Source organism: Paraburkholderia sp. PGU19, assembly GCF_013426915.1.
Classification (GTDB): domain Bacteria; phylum Pseudomonadota; class Gammaproteobacteria; order Burkholderiales; family Burkholderiaceae; genus Paraburkholderia.
The window spans coordinates 737,814-754,985 of record NZ_AP023181.1; the positions used below are offsets into that span (position 1 = coordinate 737,814).

The following is a 17,172-nucleotide window of genomic DNA, read 5'->3' on the forward strand; positions in this document are numbered from 1 at the left end:
AAATGTTAGCCGAATCCAACGGCTACCGGGATCGAAGCGAAAACGCCAAATTGTCGACGTGGCCCGGCATCGAATGCCGAGCCCTGATCGGAACCATGCAAGGGCCCTGCTTCCGATGTCCTCACCGCCCTGCACTGAAGTCCGCCGCCACTTTTACGCGCTGCGGCTTCGTATCTGGAGTAATTGCCTATGACCACAGTCCTTGTGAGTGGCGCTTCTGGCGACACCGGTCGTCCGACCGTCGAGCGTCTGCTTGAAAAGGGTTTTCATGTCCGCGCGCTAGTGCGCAAGGATGACCATCGCGCACAGCGGCTGCGCAATCTGGGCGCCGAGGTCGTCTTCGGCGACATGATGAGCCTGCGCGATATTCGCCTCGCCATGGCGGGCGTCCAGCGCGCCTATTTCTGCTTTCCGCTCGCCGAAGGACTGGTCGAAGCGGCAGTGATCTTCGCGCAGGCCGCGAAAGAGCAGGATCTGGAACTGATCGTGAACATGTCGCATAAGCAGTCGCGTCCCGCCGCGCGCAGCAAGGCGACGCAAAACCACTGGCTCTCCGAGCAGATATTCAACTGGTCCGGCGTGCCCTCGGTGCATCTGCGGGTCACGTTCTTTGCCGAGTGGCTGCCCTATATCGCGCCACAGATCCGCTATGGCCGCTATGTGATGCCCTACAACAAGGACAGCCGCTTCGCGCCCATCGCCGGCAGCGATATTGCGCGCATCATCGCGGGCATTATCGACAATGCAGCCCCGTATGTCGGAAAGGCACTGGCGCTTCACGGGCCCGTCGAATACAGCCATGAGGAACTCGCCGCCGAAGTGAGCCGCGTGCTCGGTAAAGATCTTCCCTACGAGCATGTCACCGTATCGACGTTTCTTGAACTGTTCGGCCTCCAGCATGCCGACGCGATGCGGCGCCATTTCGAAGCCGTCACCATCGATCAGCAGGAAGGACTACTGGCAGGCACCGACAGCACCGGTACGGAAATCATCGGCCAGCCGCTGACGACGGTCGAGCAGTTCATCAACGCGAATCTGTCGAAGTTCGTCATCGAGTACCCGGTGCAAGCGCCAGCGCACTAATCAGGTGTGGGCCGTCCGGAAGCGTATTCAGACGCTCCGGACTCCGCCCGAACTGATTCATGCTGTTCCAGGATAGGTGATAGCTTCAAACGACGGCTACCGCATCGCACCGCAATACGCGATATTGAGAGCCAAGGAAACGAATCGCCGATTGCAAGAAAGCGATTCACCGAGTTGGTCTGTGTGACGCATGCCATTCGCGTGGGTCACGACGGTACGGCTTCGAAATCATTCAACTCTAGTTACTAAGGAATATTAACTATGTCAAAGAAAGTCCTGATTACGGGTGCCACGGGCGATACGGGTCGCGCAGCGGTTCGTGAGTTCGCCCACCTTCACGCCGACAGGCTCAACGGCAAATGACATTCACGGGTTTCCGCTCGCTTCTTCGAAAACGGGAACCCACTACTCTTTCCAATCGAATCCGAAAGGTCATCATCATGCAACTCTCTAACTCTGTCGTGCTCGTCACTGGCGCAAATCGCGGCATTGGGCGCGTATTCGTCGCTGAACTGCTCAAGCGAGGCGCGTCGAAGATCTATGTCGCCGCGCGTGACACCACATCGCTCAAAGCGCTTCTCAAAGATGGCGATCGACGGCTCGTGCCGCTTCCCCTCGACGTCACCGACCCCGATCAGGTAGCCGCTGCCGCAGTCATTGCATCGGACGTGACGCTGCTGATCAACAACGCCGGCTACGCCGCGTTCGAAGGTGCCATCTCCGCACCCGGCATCGACGACGCCCGCCATGAGATGGAAGTCAATTATTTCGGCACGTTGGCGCTAACCCGCGCGTTCGCTCCCGTACTGGCGAGGAACGGTGGCGGCGCACTGCTCAACATGCTGTCGATGCTCTCGCTGATCAGCCTGCCCGTAGCAGCGACCTACTCGGCCTCCAAAGCGGCGAGCCTGTCGTTGACCCGCAGCGTGCGGGCTGAACTGGGCGCACAAGGTACGCAGGTGGTTGGCGTCCTCGCCGTTCAGACGGAAACGGAAATGGGCGCAAAGCTGCCCGAGCCGCGCATGACGCCGCAGGAAGTCGTCACGGATGCGCTCGACGCGATCCAGGCCGGCACCAATGACGAGATCGTCGCCGGCGATCAATCTCGCGGCATTCACGCAGCCTTCACTGCCGATCCGAAGGGATTGCAGGCAAAGATGTCCACGCGGCTTCCGCAACGCGTGTAGCCCCACCTAACCCGATTTCTCACGATAAACGATAGAGGTAGTCATGGACTTTTTCGAAACGCTCTCTCACCGCAACGCCGAATTCGCGGAAACCGGCTTTAACGCCGATCTGAAGATGCTGCCGTCGCAACGCACGATGATCATCGGTTGTGTCGATCCGCGCGTCGATCCAATGGACGTGCTCAAGCTCGCGCCGGGCGAAGCGGCCATCATCCGTAACGTCGGCGGACGTGTGAACCCGGCGCTGCTCGAAACCATGGCGATCCTCGGCACGGTGTCGCGCGCGGCAGGAGAAGCAGTCGGCGAGGGCTGGAAGCTGGTCTTGCTTCAGCACACCGATTGCGGAATCAATGGTTGCTACCATCACGCGCCGAAGTTGCTGTCGAAGTATATGGGTGTTGCAGACGACGAGCTGGACGATCTCGCAATAACCGATCCGTACAAGGCGGTCGCGCTCGATGTGGCGTCGCTGAAAGCCAACCCGAATCTTCCTGGCGGATTCACGGTGACAGGTCTCGTCTATGACGTAGCGACTGGTCATGTCGAGACAGTCGTTCCTCCCGCGCCGCTGCGGGCCGGGCAGGATCAGCGCGAGGCTCGTCCAGAATAAACGGGCCGCCACCTCACATTAATTCATTGAACATCGGACAACAACGAACCGTCGATAAACGTGCGCGCCCGCCGTTCGCCGTATGAGAAAGCATCATCCGGCGATAAAAATTCCAGTCGCTCGGGAAGACTCGCAATAGGTGTGGATAGCACGTGGAGTGAGATTATCGACCACGACACTGAGTACCGAAGCTCTCTACCGCTGAGCGAGACGACGTTGTTGGCCGTGACTTCAACATCTATGCTGTAGCCGCGATATGCTGCACAGGACTGGCTACTCATGGTGACTTCCTCTTCAAGGCAATCAAAGGTCGATTAACACTCGCGCCTTTGCGACAACGCGGAACTGCATCGCGAAGTCAGGAGGAAAAATTGAATCATGATATGAATGAGGTGCGGGCAACCGGGAATGCTCGGGACAATATAAGGCCTTCCCCGCTACCTGGCTGGTCCGCTCCCGGCGAATGCTTGTGAACGCCACGTTTCCAACGCGGTCGCTATTTCTTGTTCGCGCCTTCTTCGTCTCGTGCGGTTGCCTTCGGCGCAGTCTTCCAGGTTGAAAGATTCGCCGCAGGAGACGGCTTTTTCGGTTGTTTAGGCTTCTTTGCCTCGCGATTACCGCGCAGTTGACCCTTTGCCATCATTACGCTCCCATTTCGCCAGGCCGCGGGTGCGGCGACGTTATCCCCCCATTCTGTGCGCATTTATAGCGGCTGTCGCGATCTATTTTCCTGTGGGTGTGAATATCCGATGAGGCGTCGCGGTTCCTATCCGTCCGTCACCGGAAGGCGTGCTGTTCGGCAAAGACCGCTCTAAAAAGTCAAAACTCCTCAGTTTTCACCCTGCTTGCTGTGTGATATCGCGGCACGAATAGCATCGGTAAATCCCGCGCTTTGCACAGGAATCGGTATAGATTGCGTGAATATTACTGACGCCCGCGAATCTGCAGATCGACGAAACACGCTGCACAATCACCAACAGTTCGCGCTCATCGAACAATAGGATTACACTCGAACCATAGTGAACGAAGGAGGCTCTCATGTTCGAAGCCACGCCTCAAAATACGTTCCGCGGCCTGCCACTGACCGCCGAACAGGACGCGGAAGTGCGACATTACATAAAAAGGAGAAAACAGCGCAGCGCGCCCTGGAACACGCCCGAGCTGGACGCGATGCTCAACGACATGCTGGCGCCTCCCGTCGACGAAGACGGCGTATCCGGCGCAACTTTGACTGAAGCCAGGTCTGTCACAGAACGGGCGATCGCTTCGCTCGACGAGTCAATGGAACCTGTCGAGGCGAGCGAGGAACGCAACGCTGCCATCGAGGCGGAGGGAATGAAGCGCCCAATGCAGTAAACCGTTTATGTCACAGCATCAAAATCATTCTGCAACTACTTTCTGGAATCAATATGCAAAAGCAAACCAAGGTGTATCCGGCTCCTCTTTCAAAGCAAAGCGACTACGCCAGCCAGCAGGCGGCGCGTGTCTCCGCGCAACAGAAGGCGGAAAACGAACGCGCGCAGAAGCGTCTTGAGATGGATGCCCGCCTCGATGTCAACGCGAGCAAGTGGCGGTATGTATGTAAGGGTGAATAAATGGCAAAAGCCAGCGCGGTAATCAACTTTCCCAATCCGGCCCGGATCCACGACGCGTCGCGACATTGTGTGTGCTTCTGGGGTTATGACAATGCCCGTGAGATTGTCTTCCAGGTCGACGATGTGGTGCTCGTCAAACTGAACCCCAACAAGGATTCTGACGAATCCTCGTTGCTCGCCGCATTCGACCGCAACCGCGAAAAAATCCTGGAGATCGCGAGGACGGTGTACACCGGCGGCCCTCAGAACAAGTACACGATCTCCTGATCAAGGGGATTCGCCGAGTGCATGTCGAGCAATGCGACGCTCCCTAGTGTCGACGCCCGAGGTGCTTGCTGACGGAAAACTCGCTGGCAACCTCTCTGTGAACCTCGCTGACTGCGATTACACCATTGCGTGCGTTTCGCGGTTCCCAGTCGATTCCAATCGCCTCATCGGGCATTGCGCCCCTCGGCACGAGAAACATCTGCAAGCCCTGCGTATAGCAGTCGTGATCCGGCAGGCGACGGTTGATCTCGTCCACGAACTCTTCCGGCGTGATGATGGGCTTTTCCATGTCCATGTCGTGCTCCCTTGCTGTATGCCCACAGTCCATTGACCTACATACGAATCCAACGGCGACAAGCGATATCTGCGGGTGGACGCATTTGCGCGTCGGATGCGTCGTGTTCAGGATAACAGTGCATCGACTGTTCGCGGTAACAAGCTGTATCCGACACGTCACCTCGATCTACTGCTTCGTCCGCCCGACAACCGATACCAGAACGTGCCTTTTCTGACTCGGTGTGATCTGAGGCAAACGCCATGTCCTGTTGCGATCCGGCTTCATGCTCGCGTGCAAACTGAGACGCACTGTCAAGTCATGACGTAATTCGCCCCTATCATTGCAGCGATCGCAAGACTGGACACGGGAACGGGTATGAACGCAGACACCATAGACTACGAAGCATTAACGCTGGTGATGGAAAAGCGGATCGCCATCCACGTGAAAGCTGCCAGAAAAAAACGGTCACGGCATGAAGAAAGCGAACGGGTGTTTTTCGCAGCGGCCGCGAACGAGGCCCTGTTTGTGTGGATGCTCCTGGCAAGCCGGATGAACTCGGATCTCTATCAAGCAGATAAAGCGCGATTGACGCGAATGGTCGAGGATATTGCGGTTGGGTGTGGGCAAGCCCTTGATGCGCGAGTTCATGCTCGAGGCTTAGTGGTCGTATAAGGTCGCGGATCGTGCTATCCGTGCTTGCGTGTTTGTGCCTTTGCGGCGCGGGCGGTTTGGTTTGCTCGTGTTTGCGCTGGCATCCGCGATTTGTTAGCGTGCTTCAAGCGTCGCCCCTGTGCGGGGCGGCACCTACTTTTCTTTGCCGCCGCAAAGAAAAGTAGGCAAAAGAAAGCGGCTCACACCGCCAGTTCTTGTGATTGCCTGAGGGCCCCCAACCGGTCTTACGCTTCACACGCCAACCTCTCTATTGGCGCGCGTTGCCAACGCTTCGAATAAACGCCTCACCCACTTCAGAGACCCGCGCCACGGCAAGCGGCAGCGAACGGTATGTGCCGCCCAGATGGCAAACTGTGTGTAGGCCGTAATGCCTCGCACGCCTCACTTCGAACCGATAGCGCACGCGTCCCACCCTGTAAGAGCGCTACCCTATACGACGCGACCACCTACACACAGTTTGCCACCTGGGCGGCCGTGGAATGTCTGGCACGGCATGATGCAGCGCGGGTGCGTGAAGCGGGTGAGGCGCACCGCAAGAGCGTTGGCAACGAACATGGGTCACGTGATTGCCGTGTGAAGCGTAAGACCGGTTGGGGGCCCTCAGGCAAGAAGAAATGTTGGCGGTGTGAGCCGCTTTCTTTTGCCTACTTTTCTTTGCGGCGGCAAAGAAAAGTAGGTGCTGCCCCGCACAGGGGCGACGCTTGAACGGCAAACACCATCACGCGGATGCCAGCGCAAACACGGGCTACGCCAAGTCCCGCCTAAACCCCGCCGCCACATGCCGCGAAGGCAAATAATCCCCCTCCCCGAACAACCTGTTCCGCAACGTCCCATCGCCATACGCAGTCTTATAAAGACCCCGACTCTGCAGTTCAGGCACGACGAAATCAATAAAATCCTCATAACTCTCCGGCACGACAGTCCGGCTCAGATTGAACCCATCAATCCCCGTCTCCTCGATCCACGCTTCCAGCTCATCCGCAACCTGGGCAGCACTGCCCACAATCGCCGGATACCGCCCGCCAAGCTCAAACATCTCGAGCAACTTGCGCCGCGTCCACCCATGCTGCTTCGCCGTCCGCGTAGCCGACTCAATGGCATTGCCAGGCGCGTAATCAACCGGCGCATCGAGATCGTACTGCGCGTAATCGATGCCCGTACTGGCAGCAAAATGCGCAAGCCCCGCTTCGCGGCTCGCATACCGCAAATAATCCGCGTACTTCTCCAGCGCCTCGCGCTCGGTAGCGCCCGCCACAACAGCCGCCCCCGCAAACACCTTGACGTCATCCGGCCGACGCCCGGCCAGCACCAGCTGCTCCCGCAATGCCCTCACCATTTCGCGCGCCGCATTCCGGTTCGGCGGCGAAATGAACACGCATTCGGCATGACGCGCGGCAAAGCGCTGGCCACGCCCGGAACTACCTGCCTGGAAGAGCACAGGCGTACGCTGCGGCGACGGCTCCGCAAGGTGATAGCCTTCAACGTTGTAGTACCGCCCCGCATGCCGAACCTCCTGTACCTTCGCGGGATCGGCATACACCCGCGCGCCCTTGTCGCGCCGCACGGCATTCGCTTCCCAACTGCCTTCCCACAGCTTGTAGAGCACTTCGAGATACTCGTCCGCGCGCTCATAACGTTCGTCGTGTGGAAGCTGCTCGCTCAAGCCCATCGCGCGCGCCGCACTGTCGAGATACCCCGTGACGATATTCCAGCCGACCCGCCCTTGCGTCAGATGATCGAGCGTCGAGAAACGGCGTGCGAGCAGATACGGCTGTTCATAAGTGAGATTGACGGTCACGCCAAAGCCCAGATGTTGCGTCACGGCAGCCATCGCCGAAACAAGCAGCAAGGGATCGTTGACGGGCAACTGGATCGACTCGCGCAACGTCACGTCGACGTTGCGCTGATAAACGTCGTACACACCGACGATATCCGCAAGAAAGAGACCATCGAACAATCCGCGCTCCAGCGTGCGAGCAAGGTCGGTCCAGTACGGCAACAGGCGGTAGTCGGTCGACCGGTCGCGCGGATGCGTCCACAATCCATGATTGATATGGCCCACGCAATTCATGTTGAACGCGTTGAGCAGAATCTGTTTCCTCGCCATTACAAGGCTCCATGCCGGGGCGGCAGCTTGTCGTTGAGATAGTAGTTGCCTACCGAGTGATACTGACAGCCGCTAGCTGCGAGCGCGTCGGATTCGTCAGCAATGCGCTTCACGCGCGCGGGGTCCGTGCGCCGCGTCAATTGCGCTGCGGCCAAAGAGGATTCGACTGTAGACATGGTGGCTCATACGAACGAATAAAGCCCTACGCTCGCGACACAACCGTCGCGCCTCGCTGCGGACAGGGTCAATCCTGTATTGGATCAGCCCAGACGAGCCTGGCCTACTATCGAATTTGACATTGCTTATGACAGGTTCCGGTTTTCGAATGCGGACGAGGGCATCGAATTCAGGAATAGAACGACGGCGTGGGCAGTTCATCGTTCACAGCCCACTCGCCGAGTTCCTGCAATTTGTAGTCGACGGAATCATGCAGCGTTTGCGTGCGCAGATTGCGCCAGAACCGGTCCAGGCGCAGCGCGCCATGCGTGGCGCGCGCGCCCGCCACCTCGAACAGCCGGCTGGTCAGGTCGAGACCGACGCGCGTGGCAGCAACCTTGGCCGTCGCGATCGCAACGGCAACATGCCCGCGCGTTGTCTCGTCGAGTTCCGCGCCATGCGTCCAGGCATCGTCGAACAGCTGTACCGCGCGCCCGGCCAGCAAACGAACGCTTTCCAGCCCAACCCAGAACTCGCCATAGTGACGCAACGTGTGGGGGTCCTTGCTGGCTTGTTCCGCAGGCGACTTGAACCAGAGTCGCGATTCATTTCGCGTGTAGTGCTTCATCTCCGCAAAGACGCCTTCGCCGATGCCAAGAAACATCTGCGTGAAAATCAATTGCGCCAACAACGGACGAAGGCACGCGAAAGGCGTGCTCAACGGACCCGGCTCGCGCAGCAGTTCGCTTGCTTCAACGCGCACATTCTCGAAGAGCGCGCTGCCGCTATCCGTTTGCCGCTGCCCGAAGCTGTTCCAGTCGTGATTCAACGTGATGCCGGAACGGGACGTGGGTATTGCCGCGATCAGCAGCTTGCGGCTGGCGGCATCCAGCCCCGACGCAACCAGCATGTCGGAGTCGAGCGCCCCCGAGCAAAAGCTCTTCCTGCCGGAGAATTCGTACGCGTTGTCCACGCGTTGCACCACGGTACGCGTATCCAATGGGTTCAGCGTGTTGCCCCAGAACCAGTTCTTCTGCGCGGTCTGCTCGAACCAGGGTTCCCATTGATCCGGACGTCCGAACAGCCGCACGGTAGCGAGCAGCAGATGATGGAATCCGAACACATGCGCAATCGAACTGTCGACTCGCGCGAACGTCCTGACCACATCGAGCGTCTGCGTCCAGCTCGCGCCGGTTCCGCCGTATTGCCGGGGAATCGATAGCGACAGCAGGCCGCTGGCCCTTATCGCGTCGCGCTCGGCCTTGGGCGTGCCGCCCTTTTCATCGCGTTCGACCGCGCTCGCGGCAAATTGCTGCGCAAGCGCCTGCGCCGTCTGGATCTGCGAAGCGGGATTGGATTCAACGTGTGTCGTCATGGTGAGCAAGGCCGGAAAGATGACTGGCAAGTTTAAGAAAGCCACTACGGCAAGACCTACCATCGAGTGCTTGAATGCTTATGCAGATTTCTTCTTAGGACGCGTACTGTCAATGCGAACGCTGCACCACATTGTCTGCCGAAACAGAAACCCGCTTCTGCAATAGCGCCAGCACTGCTTTGATTCTGAACTTTAATTGGTTCGCAGATGCGATCGGCCTGGTTACATTAAAGCTCAAATCACACGTGACCATAAGGACAATCGATGGCATCGGTTCGGGGCTTTGCATTCTTCGCGCGGGCGCGCCGCGCGCACGTTCTGCGCGACATCATGACGACGGCAGCCGCCGCGCTGGCGCTCTGCTATTTCGGCAGCACGCAGGCTGCGCCGCTCGCCGAACTGAAGCTCGACTACGCGTACTACTCGCCGGAGAGCCTCGTCATCAAGCGCAATGGCTGGCTGGAACAGGAGTTCGCCGCCGATCTCACGCAGATCAAGTGGGTACTGAGCCTGGGAAGCAACCGCGCACTCGAATATCTTAATAGCGGTGCCGTCGATATCGGCTCGACAGCGGGTCTCGCTGCCGTGCTCGGCAAGGCAAACGGCAATCCGATCCGTGCGGTGTATGTGTTTTCCCGGCCTGAATGGACTGCCCTCGTCGTGCGCAAGGATTCGCCCATCAAGAGTCTCGCCGATCTGAAAGGCAAGAAGATTGCGGCGACCAAGGGCACCGATCCGTTCCTCTTCACGCTGCGCGCGCTGCATACCGTGGGTCTCTCGCGCGATGACGTCGAAATCGTGAATCTCCAGCATCCGGACGGCCGCACGGCGCTCGCGAACAGCCAGGTCGACGCGTGGGCCGGGCTCGACCCGCACATGGCCGCCGCGCAAATCGACGATGGCGCGCGTCTGCTTTATCGCAATGTCGATTTCAACACGTGGGGACTGCTCAACGCACGCGAGGACTTCATTCGCGAGCATCCGGACCAACTGGCGCGCGTATTGAAGGTCTATGAGAAAGCACGCGTGTGGATCGCCGCGCACCCCGACGATACGGCGAAGATCGTCTCGGAGGAATCGAAGGTATCGCTCGCGGTCGCGAAGCTGCAACTCAGCCGCAACGACTTCAGCCATCCGCAGCCCGGCGCGGAACAGATCGCCGCGCTCAAGGCAGCCGCGCCGATTCTCGTCGGCGAGCAGTTGGTGAAAAGCGGCACCGATCTCAATCAGGTTATCGACGCGCTGATCGATCCGAAAATCGCGCAGCCCATCATCGCGAGCAACGGCGCGAAATGACGCGCGCAACACGACGCATGCAAGCAGTCATCATTCGCATGGACTTGAATCATGGCTGCCACTGAACAGATCCTCGCGCTCAAGACGCGCGATTCACACGCGCGCTCGGCCACCGGGCGCACATCGCGCAAGCGGCCGCCTGACGCGATGCGGTTATGGCGCTACGCAGGGTATGCGGTACCCGTCGTCTTTCTCGCCGTGATCGAAGCGCTGGTGCGCGCGTCCGTGCTGCCGATGCATCTCGTCCCCGCCCCCAGCACGATCGCACAAACGTTGTTGGATCTCGGCGCGGCACGCGTCGCACGACACATCGGCGCGAGCGTCGTACGCGTGTACACGGGCTTCGCGCTCGGCTCGGCGCTCGCGTTGCTGATCGGCGCGGCGATGGGACTGAGCCGCCGCGTCGATGCGCTGCTCGACCCTGCGTTTCAGGCACTTCGCGCGATTCCATCGCTCGCATGGGTTCCGATCCTGCTGCTGTGGATGGGTATCGACGAAGCACCCAAGATCACGCTCATCGCGATTGGCGCGTTCTTCCCCGTGCAACTCAGCGTAGTCGCGGGCATTCATGGTGTCGATCGCAAGCTGATCGAATTCGGCGAGCTCAACCGGCTGACGCCGCGCGCGATGTTCACGCGCATTCTGCTGCCCGCGTCGATGCCGCAGATCTTCACGGGATTGCGCACGGGACTGAGCCTCGCATGGATGTTCATGGTCGCCGCCGAACTGATCGCCGCGACGCGCGGCCTCGGCTATCTGCTCAGCGACGGCCGCGAGACGGGCAGGCCCGATCTCGTGTTCGGCGCGATCCTGCTGCTGGCGCTGCTCGGCAAACTGAGCGACGGCGCGTTCAAACTCATCGAAACGCGCGCGCTGTCCTGGCGCGATGCGCGCCACGTTTCGGGAGACGCGCCGTGAGCCCGTCTTCTGCGCTCTTGCTGCAAGTGCGCGGCCTCGCGCGGCGCTTCGGGCAGCGCACGGTATTCGAACAGGTATCGTTCGAACTGGCACGCGGTGAGATCGTCAGTCTGGTCGGCCCGAGCGGATGTGGAAAGAGCACGCTGCTGCGGGCGATTGCAGGCCTCGACGGGCACGCGGATGGTTCCGTGCTGCTGGAGCAGCAATTACAGCGCGGTCCATCCGACAGAATCGGCATGATCTTTCAGGAGCCACGGCTGCTGCCCTGGCTCAGCGTCGCCGACAATATCGCGTTCGCCGCCGGCCCCAGGCAGGGACGTGATCCGCGCGTCGATACCTTGCTGGCAGAAGTCGGCCTGTCGGGCGTGCGCGATGCGCTGCCGAAACAGCTATCGGGCGGCATGGCGCAACGTGTCGCCCTGGCGCGAGGACTTTTCGCGGAGCCGGATCTGCTATTGCTCGACGAACCGTTCAGCGCCGTCGACGCCATCACACGCTCGCGCCTTCAGCGTGTCCTGCTCGCGCTCGCGCACGCGCACGGAACGACCATCCTGCTCGTCACGCACGATCTGGACGAAGCGCTTCTCCTGTCCGATCGTGTTCTGTTGCTGTCGCCGCCGGGCGATGACCGCCCAAGCCACATCGCGCGCGAGCTTCACGTCGACGCGCCACGGCCTCGAAATCTCCGCGATCCTGCGATGGATGCACTGCGAGATACTTTGCTGGACGGTATCGCGTCAACGCCGATCTGACCGTGTCGAGCCTGTGCATCGAGGCGCGCTGACGGGACACGATGTGCACTTCGCGACACTGCTCATCGGTCCGACGTCAGTCACACAACGGCCCTTGCCGAAGCGCTACGGTCGCATCTCGCGATCCGGGGCGAAGGCGTCTTCAGCGCGGCGATTCATCTTGCGGATGCCGCGCAAGCGCGTGGACTACCGCGCTCGCTCAGTCACGGCGCACGGCTCGAATTCGTTCACGCGCCGGGCAGTTGAGCCGCTTCAGGCCGGCAGCTTGCCTTTCCTGCGCAACACGGAGACGACCTCGTCGATGCTCGAGCAAGCGGCGGCCAACCGCCCGCCGTTCGTCGTTGATGGCATCGATGCTTCGCTGCATCGCGGCTGCCTTCGCCGCGATATAGACGGCCATGCCGTAACCGAAGCGCTCGATCAAATCCTTGCACAAAAAGTTTTGCATAGTGGTTCGACGACGATGCCATGCTGGCGCAGCGACCAGGACATCTAGAACGCTTCCGCAAGGAATGGCACGAGCGCAGACAGCACCTCATCCGGCGCGTCCTCGGGCAGCAGATGACCACCAGGCAGCGCCCTTCCCGTCACGCGCGATGCCCACTTCGACCATACGTCGATAGGCAGCGTCTTTCGTGCTCTCTGCTCCCGCTCGCTCCACAGCACCAGCACGGGTGATGTCAGCTTCTTCCCTGTGTCGAAATCGGCTGTGTCGTACTGAAGGTCCTCTGCAGTCGCGGCACGATAGTCCTCGCAGATTGCATGACGCACTTCGGGTTTGCGAAACGCGGCCCGGTAGGCATCGAGTGCCAGCGGATCGATCCCTTCGAGTCCGCCCGCCATCTTCGATAGTGCTGCATCGATAAATGCGTCGGGGTCCGCGTCCAGCATGCGCTCAGGAAGATCGAACGGTTGCGCGAGAAAGAACCAGTGCCACGCATTCAGCGCGAAGGTTCTGTCGACGCCCGCGAACGCATCCAGCGTGGGGATGACTGTCAGCGACGCGTATGCGGCAACGCACTGAGGATGATCGAGCGCCAGCCGGTACCCGACGCGCGCGCCACGGTCATGCCCGACGACCGCGAACCGCTCATGTCCCAAACGATCCATCAAGCCGACGAGCGCGTGCGCAACGCGACGTTTGGTCCATCGCGGCTGATCGTTTCGCGTGCGGCTGTCGCCGTATCCCGGCAAGTCGGGCACGATGACGGTATGGGATTGCGCGAGCGTCGGCGCAACCTTTCGCCAGGCGATATGGGTTTGCGGATAGCCGTGCAACAGCAGGACGGGCGGGCCGGAGCCGCCTGTCACGCCACGGAATGACACGTCCTCCGCATCAACGTCGAGCTTCGAGAAGCCGGGGAAAAAACTGTTTGCAGCAGGCTGAGCATTGTCATGCGTCATGGACACCTCCTTATGCGACGCGACAGGCACTCGAACGGGACGAACACACCGACGCGCCAGACGAAGCTTATGCGATCGTCGTGGTTTTGCGGGCTCCGCACGCTGCATGTGGTGAGCGCGTTCGCTGACGAATGATTTATGCCGAGAAGGTGCCAGCCCAAACTCAGAAGAACAGCAACGAGCGCAGTTCGATACTACGCCGTGCTCTTGCATCGGGCGGCGACGACGGATCATCGAATGCGGTATGCGCCGTCAGCCGCGCGATATCGTCGCCTGCGGAATCGTAGATTTTCAGCAGCAGCACTTCGTCCGGCGTCATCAACGGAAAGTAGTACCAGCGGTGCCGCGGATTGAAAACGAATGCATACGTCTCGCCGACCTTGTCCGGATAGATCAGATCCGACGGCACGAGATCGGTCAGCGCGATACTGCGCGCATCGCACAATGCGAGCGGCGACGATTCGACCGTCGATCCGACAGGACGCCACAGGTTGACGATCGCCACCCTGCCTTTCAGCAGTGCTTCCGCTTCATGCGGCGGCAGATGATCGCGCACGCGGCGCGGACCCGAGACGAAGGTCTGATCGTTGTGAATGAATTTGACCGGCTCGCGCACACCGCTCGCTCGCGCCGCCTGGCCGTCGCGAAGCGTGTGATCGAAGATGACGACGCGCTTCGCACCCGTCCAGCGCTTGAGCAGCGCTTCGGCCTCAGGGTAGTAGACGCGTTCGATCGCGGCAGGGTCCGAGAAGTCGCTGAGCGCGCTCGCGTGCTGCCGCAGTTCAAAACCATTGCGGTCCAGCGATAAGCCACCCGGCGGCGGCGACACGCGCGCATTGACGATATTCACACGCTGCGTCCGGTACACGCCGCTGCGCTGTGGCTCGCCTGCAGGCGGCTCATAGGCATATGTGGCGGGCTTTTCTCCCGTCGCGATGAGATAGTTCAACGCGGCTTCGACAACGGCTGGCTGTTCGACGACGATATCGCTCATTGCTTACGCTCCATGCATGCGCGCGACTCAATTAGTCCGGCGCTATTTCACCGATCACATGAAACATCTCGAACGTGTAGCCCATATTGAAGTATCCCGCTCGCGCATAGACGGCTATGCGCTCGAGGCGCTCTCCCGCATCGCGCGGCGAGCGCTCGGCCTGCGGGTCGGTGCGTTCTTCAGCGGCGTGGGCGGATCGCGCCTGCAACCGCTGACGCGCAACCTGGAATGGGTGAAATACGGCCTGACGATAAAACGATGCGAGGTTCATCGACATGATGCGTCCTCCTGCTCGTGACAATATTCATCGAATCTAGTCAGTGGCGGCGCATTGCACAAACAAGCATTTGTGCAATGCTTTGCAACGCACCGCCGATGGATGAACGGGCCCCTCAGGCGCCCACGCGCTCGGTGACGGACGGCACGCTCACATAGTCCTCGCCGTCGATATCGTAGCCAGACGGTTCCCAGCGGATCGCGAGCAGCACCAGCAGCGACGTCAGCGGAGCAATCGCGATGACCCAGAACACCTTCGTGCCGAGCGCACCCGCCAGCACCGGAAACAGAAACAGCGAGATCGTCGAAGCCGTGCGCACGAGCGTCTGATTGAACCCCACGCCGATGCCGCGCAGCGAAGTCGGGTAACTGAGCGACGCGTAAGTCATCGAATGCGAACCGGGCCCGAAACCTTGCCCGAACAGATAACCGCCCAGCAGCAGAATCGCCGCCACCACTAGCGCAGTGCCGCCCGGACGACCGATCAGCGCGAGCCCGATCAACGAAGCGAATTGCAGGGAGTGGCCGAGCACGGTCATTTTCCACGCACCGATTGTCGGTGCGGTTCGCACGCCGATCAGCCCGCCCACGAATGCGAACAACAGATTGAGCGTGAGCGATGCGACGATTGTCGTCAGCGGGCCTTGCGCGAAAAAGCTCGTGATGATGACAGGCAAGCCAAAGATGATCGCGTTGTAACCGAACGACGACGCGCTGCCGATCACGGCCGCGAGTATCGTGCGTCTGCGGTACGTGGCGTTGAACAGCACGCCATAGTTGCGCCACGAAGCCCGGCGCGGTTGTGCGACGGGCGCCGTCGCGCGTTCGACGACGGCATCGACGCCATACGAGCGCTTCAGGATGCGCGCAGCGCCTTCCAGGTCGCCCTGGTTCGCTGCCCACACGGGCGATTCGCTGATATAGCGGCTCCGCACCAGAATGATGACGATCGCAGGCACGGCGCCGAACGCGAGCGTGAGCCGCCACAGCCAGCCGAGCTGGTGTTCGGGCAGGATCGCGTACAGACCGAGAATCAGCAAATAGCATGTACTCGTCGCGGCATACCACGCGGGGCACCACGCAGCGACGCTTGCCGCCTTGTTGCCCTTGCCCGCCACACGCGAGAACTCCGCCAGAAACGCCATCGCAACGGGCAGATCGAGCCCGACGCCGAATCCCATCAGGAAGCGCGCGCCGCCGAGTACCCACGCGTTGGGCGCGAGACCGGCCGCAATCGCGGCGACGACGAAGAACAGCATGTCTGCCATGAACACGCGGTAGCGACCAATCCGATCGGTCAGATAGCCGCCGAACAACGCGCCGAGAATCGCGCCAAATGTAATCGCGGAAGAAACGAAGCCCACCTGCACGGGCGACAGTGCGAACTGTTTCGCGATGTCCTTGATGCCGTAGGCAAGCGAGGTCAGGTCATAGGCATCGAGAAAAACGCCGCCTAGTGCAATCGCGATCACGATGCGCGCATTGCTGCCCTTCACTGCGCCCGCGTTGACGATACGCGATACGTCCTGCGCGGAGCGGATGACGGCGGGACGAGTGGTGTCGTGTGGAGGCGACGAGTCCAACGGAGTGGATGGAATAGCGACGGTAGACATGATGGATGTCGAACAGGAAGTCAGAAAGTCCCTGCATGCTAGCGACGCCCATCACGTCTTCAAAACGACGATTGAATATATGCAAATTGACGTTGCTACGATGCGTGTCGCTTCGCGCTGCACGCCTCGCATATCGACGATTCGCTGCTTTCGATATGCGCAAACATTGTTTGGATTCGCGCGTGTGGCCACTTAACGTCGTGATTCGGAATGTCCCGATACAGGCACGAAACTCCGACGTGCTGTCGAAACGGACATTCACGCCGCCAGGTGCAACCGAAGAAGTCGCGCTGGCGTCGCATTCGTTCGATACGGGTGCTGCCTGGGGTTATTTCGCGCTACAAGCCAGCTTATCCGGATGGAAGGCCCATGGTCTCGCAGGCATCGAACGCGAGCGCATCCGTGCAGAACTGGCTATTCCCGACGACTACGCCGTCGAAGCGGCGATCGCGATCGGCCGCCCCGGCGACAAGTCCTCGTTGCCTGAAGGACTGCAGAAACGCGAAACGCCCAGTCCGCGCAATCCGCTCTCCACGCTTGCCGCGGAAGGACAGTTCGCGTTCTGATCGCGAAAGCGCTCATTGCGCAGG

The 17,172-nt window shown here is 60.4% G+C and carries 20 protein-coding genes and 1 pseudogene; 12 read left to right on the top strand and 9 right to left on the bottom strand.

Annotated features, from left to right (window positions below):
• Positions 1-189 precede the first annotated feature (189 nt).
• From H1204_RS33140 to H1204_RS33150, 3 genes are all read left to right on the top strand, one after another.
• Positions 190-1,083, top strand: a complete 894-nt coding sequence (locus H1204_RS33140) for an NmrA family NAD(P)-binding protein (protein ID WP_180734734.1) — start codon at positions 190-192, stop codon at positions 1,081-1,083.
• A 440-nt stretch (positions 1,084-1,523) separates the two neighbouring features.
• Positions 1,524-2,270, top strand: coding sequence for an SDR family NAD(P)-dependent oxidoreductase (locus H1204_RS33145; RefSeq protein ID WP_180734735.1), 747 nt, complete (start codon positions 1,524-1,526; stop codon positions 2,268-2,270).
• Positions 2,271-2,313: 43 nt separating this feature from the next.
• A complete protein-coding gene (locus H1204_RS33150) occupies positions 2,314-2,880 on the top strand; it encodes a carbonic anhydrase (RefSeq protein WP_180734736.1) in 567 nt (188 codons plus the stop codon).
• 23 nt (positions 2,881-2,903) lie between these two features.
• On the opposite strand, the gene H1204_RS33155 is transcribed toward H1204_RS33150, so the two are convergent.
• Positions 2,904-3,161, bottom strand: a complete 258-nt coding sequence (locus tag H1204_RS33155; RefSeq protein WP_180734737.1) for a hypothetical protein — start codon at positions 3,159-3,161, stop codon at positions 2,904-2,906.
• A 757-nt stretch (positions 3,162-3,918) separates the two neighbouring features.
• On the opposite strand from H1204_RS33155, the gene H1204_RS33160 reads away from it, so the two are divergent.
• From H1204_RS33160 to H1204_RS33170, 3 genes are read left to right on the top strand one after another with little or no spacing between them, the layout of a single operon-like run.
• Entirely contained in the window at positions 3,919-4,236 is a 318-nt protein-coding gene (locus tag H1204_RS33160) for a hypothetical protein (protein ID WP_180734738.1), read from the top strand.
• Positions 4,237-4,289: 53 nt separating this feature from the next.
• Positions 4,290-4,475 carry a hypothetical protein gene (locus H1204_RS33165; RefSeq protein WP_180734739.1) on the top strand — a complete coding sequence of 62 codons (186 nt, stop codon included), beginning with the start codon at positions 4,290-4,292 and terminating at the stop codon, positions 4,473-4,475.
• A complete protein-coding gene (locus H1204_RS33170) occupies positions 4,476-4,742 on the top strand; it encodes a DUF1488 domain-containing protein (protein WP_180734740.1) in 267 nt (88 codons plus the stop codon).
• Positions 4,743-4,785: 43 nt separating this feature from the next.
• On the opposite strand, the gene H1204_RS33175 is transcribed toward H1204_RS33170, so the two are convergent.
• Positions 4,786-5,037 (bottom strand): hypothetical protein, encoded by a 252-nt coding sequence (locus H1204_RS33175; protein ID WP_007576644.1) that lies wholly within the window; start codon positions 5,035-5,037, stop codon positions 4,786-4,788.
• Positions 5,038-5,394: 357 nt separating this feature from the next.
• Here H1204_RS33175 and H1204_RS33180 point away from each other — a divergent pair, with 357 nt between their 5' ends.
• The gene (locus H1204_RS33180) at positions 5,395-5,691 is read left to right on the top strand and encodes a hypothetical protein (RefSeq protein WP_180734741.1); all 297 of its coding nucleotides are present in this window, start codon (positions 5,395-5,397) and stop codon (positions 5,689-5,691) included.
• Positions 5,692-6,436: 745 nt separating this feature from the next.
• Here the strand turns inward: H1204_RS33180 and H1204_RS33185 are convergent.
• From H1204_RS33185 to H1204_RS33195, 3 genes are all read right to left on the bottom strand, one after another.
• Positions 6,437-7,798, bottom strand: coding sequence for an LLM class flavin-dependent oxidoreductase (locus H1204_RS33185; RefSeq protein WP_180734742.1), 1,362 nt, complete (start codon positions 7,796-7,798; stop codon positions 6,437-6,439).
• On the bottom strand, positions 7,798-7,974 hold the full coding sequence (locus tag H1204_RS33190) for a hypothetical protein (RefSeq protein ID WP_180733349.1): 177 nt from the start codon (positions 7,972-7,974) through the stop codon (positions 7,798-7,800). The genes H1204_RS33185 and H1204_RS33190 overlap by 1 nt, the downstream gene beginning before the upstream one ends.
• Before the next feature lie 170 nt (positions 7,975-8,144).
• The gene (locus tag H1204_RS33195) at positions 8,145-9,329 is read right to left on the bottom strand and encodes an acyl-CoA dehydrogenase family protein (protein ID WP_180734743.1); all 1,185 of its coding nucleotides are present in this window, start codon (positions 9,327-9,329) and stop codon (positions 8,145-8,147) included.
• A gap of 264 nt (positions 9,330-9,593) precedes the next feature.
• On the opposite strand from H1204_RS33195, the gene H1204_RS33200 reads away from it, so the two are divergent.
• The 4 genes from H1204_RS33200 to H1204_RS33215 all read left to right on the top strand — a co-directional run bounded on the left by H1204_RS33200 (position 9,594) and on the right by H1204_RS33215 (position 12,791).
• Positions 9,594-10,625, top strand: a complete 1,032-nt coding sequence (locus tag H1204_RS33200) for an aliphatic sulfonate ABC transporter substrate-binding protein (RefSeq protein ID WP_180734744.1) — start codon at positions 9,594-9,596, stop codon at positions 10,623-10,625.
• Positions 10,626-10,676: 51 nt separating this feature from the next.
• Positions 10,677-11,543, top strand: a complete 867-nt coding sequence (locus H1204_RS33205) for an ABC transporter permease (RefSeq protein WP_180734745.1) — start codon at positions 10,677-10,679, stop codon at positions 11,541-11,543.
• Positions 11,540-12,295 (top strand): ABC transporter ATP-binding protein, encoded by a 756-nt coding sequence (locus tag H1204_RS33210; protein ID WP_180734746.1) that lies wholly within the window; start codon positions 11,540-11,542, stop codon positions 12,293-12,295. The genes H1204_RS33205 and H1204_RS33210 overlap by 4 nt, the downstream gene beginning before the upstream one ends.
• A gap of 94 nt (positions 12,296-12,389) precedes the next feature.
• Positions 12,390-12,791, top strand: coding sequence for a hypothetical protein (locus H1204_RS33215; protein WP_180734747.1), 402 nt, complete (start codon positions 12,390-12,392; stop codon positions 12,789-12,791).
• On the opposite strand, the gene H1204_RS33220 is transcribed toward H1204_RS33215, so the two are convergent.
• The 4 genes from H1204_RS33220 to H1204_RS33235 all read right to left on the bottom strand — a co-directional run bounded on the left by H1204_RS33220 (position 12,788) and on the right by H1204_RS33235 (position 16,582).
• On the bottom strand, positions 12,788-13,699 hold the full coding sequence (locus H1204_RS33220; protein WP_180734748.1) for an alpha/beta hydrolase: 912 nt from the start codon (positions 13,697-13,699) through the stop codon (positions 12,788-12,790). The genes H1204_RS33215 and H1204_RS33220 overlap by 4 nt on opposite strands.
• 163 nt (positions 13,700-13,862) lie before the next feature.
• Positions 13,863-14,693, bottom strand: a complete 831-nt coding sequence (locus tag H1204_RS33225; RefSeq protein WP_180734749.1) for a CmcJ/NvfI family oxidoreductase — start codon at positions 14,691-14,693, stop codon at positions 13,863-13,865.
• 31 nt (positions 14,694-14,724) lie between these two features.
• The gene (locus H1204_RS33230; protein ID WP_180734750.1) at positions 14,725-14,970 is read right to left on the bottom strand and encodes a hypothetical protein; all 246 of its coding nucleotides are present in this window, start codon (positions 14,968-14,970) and stop codon (positions 14,725-14,727) included.
• A 115-nt stretch (positions 14,971-15,085) separates the two neighbouring features.
• Positions 15,086-16,582, bottom strand: coding sequence for an MFS transporter (locus tag H1204_RS33235; RefSeq protein WP_180734751.1), 1,497 nt, complete (start codon positions 16,580-16,582; stop codon positions 15,086-15,088).
• A 239-nt stretch (positions 16,583-16,821) separates the two neighbouring features.
• On the opposite strand from H1204_RS33235, the pseudogene H1204_RS33240 reads away from it, so the two are divergent.
• Positions 16,822-17,148: pseudogene (locus tag H1204_RS33240) on the top strand (nitroreductase family protein); the annotation flags it as partial.
• Between the last annotated feature and the right edge of the window lie 24 nt (positions 17,149-17,172).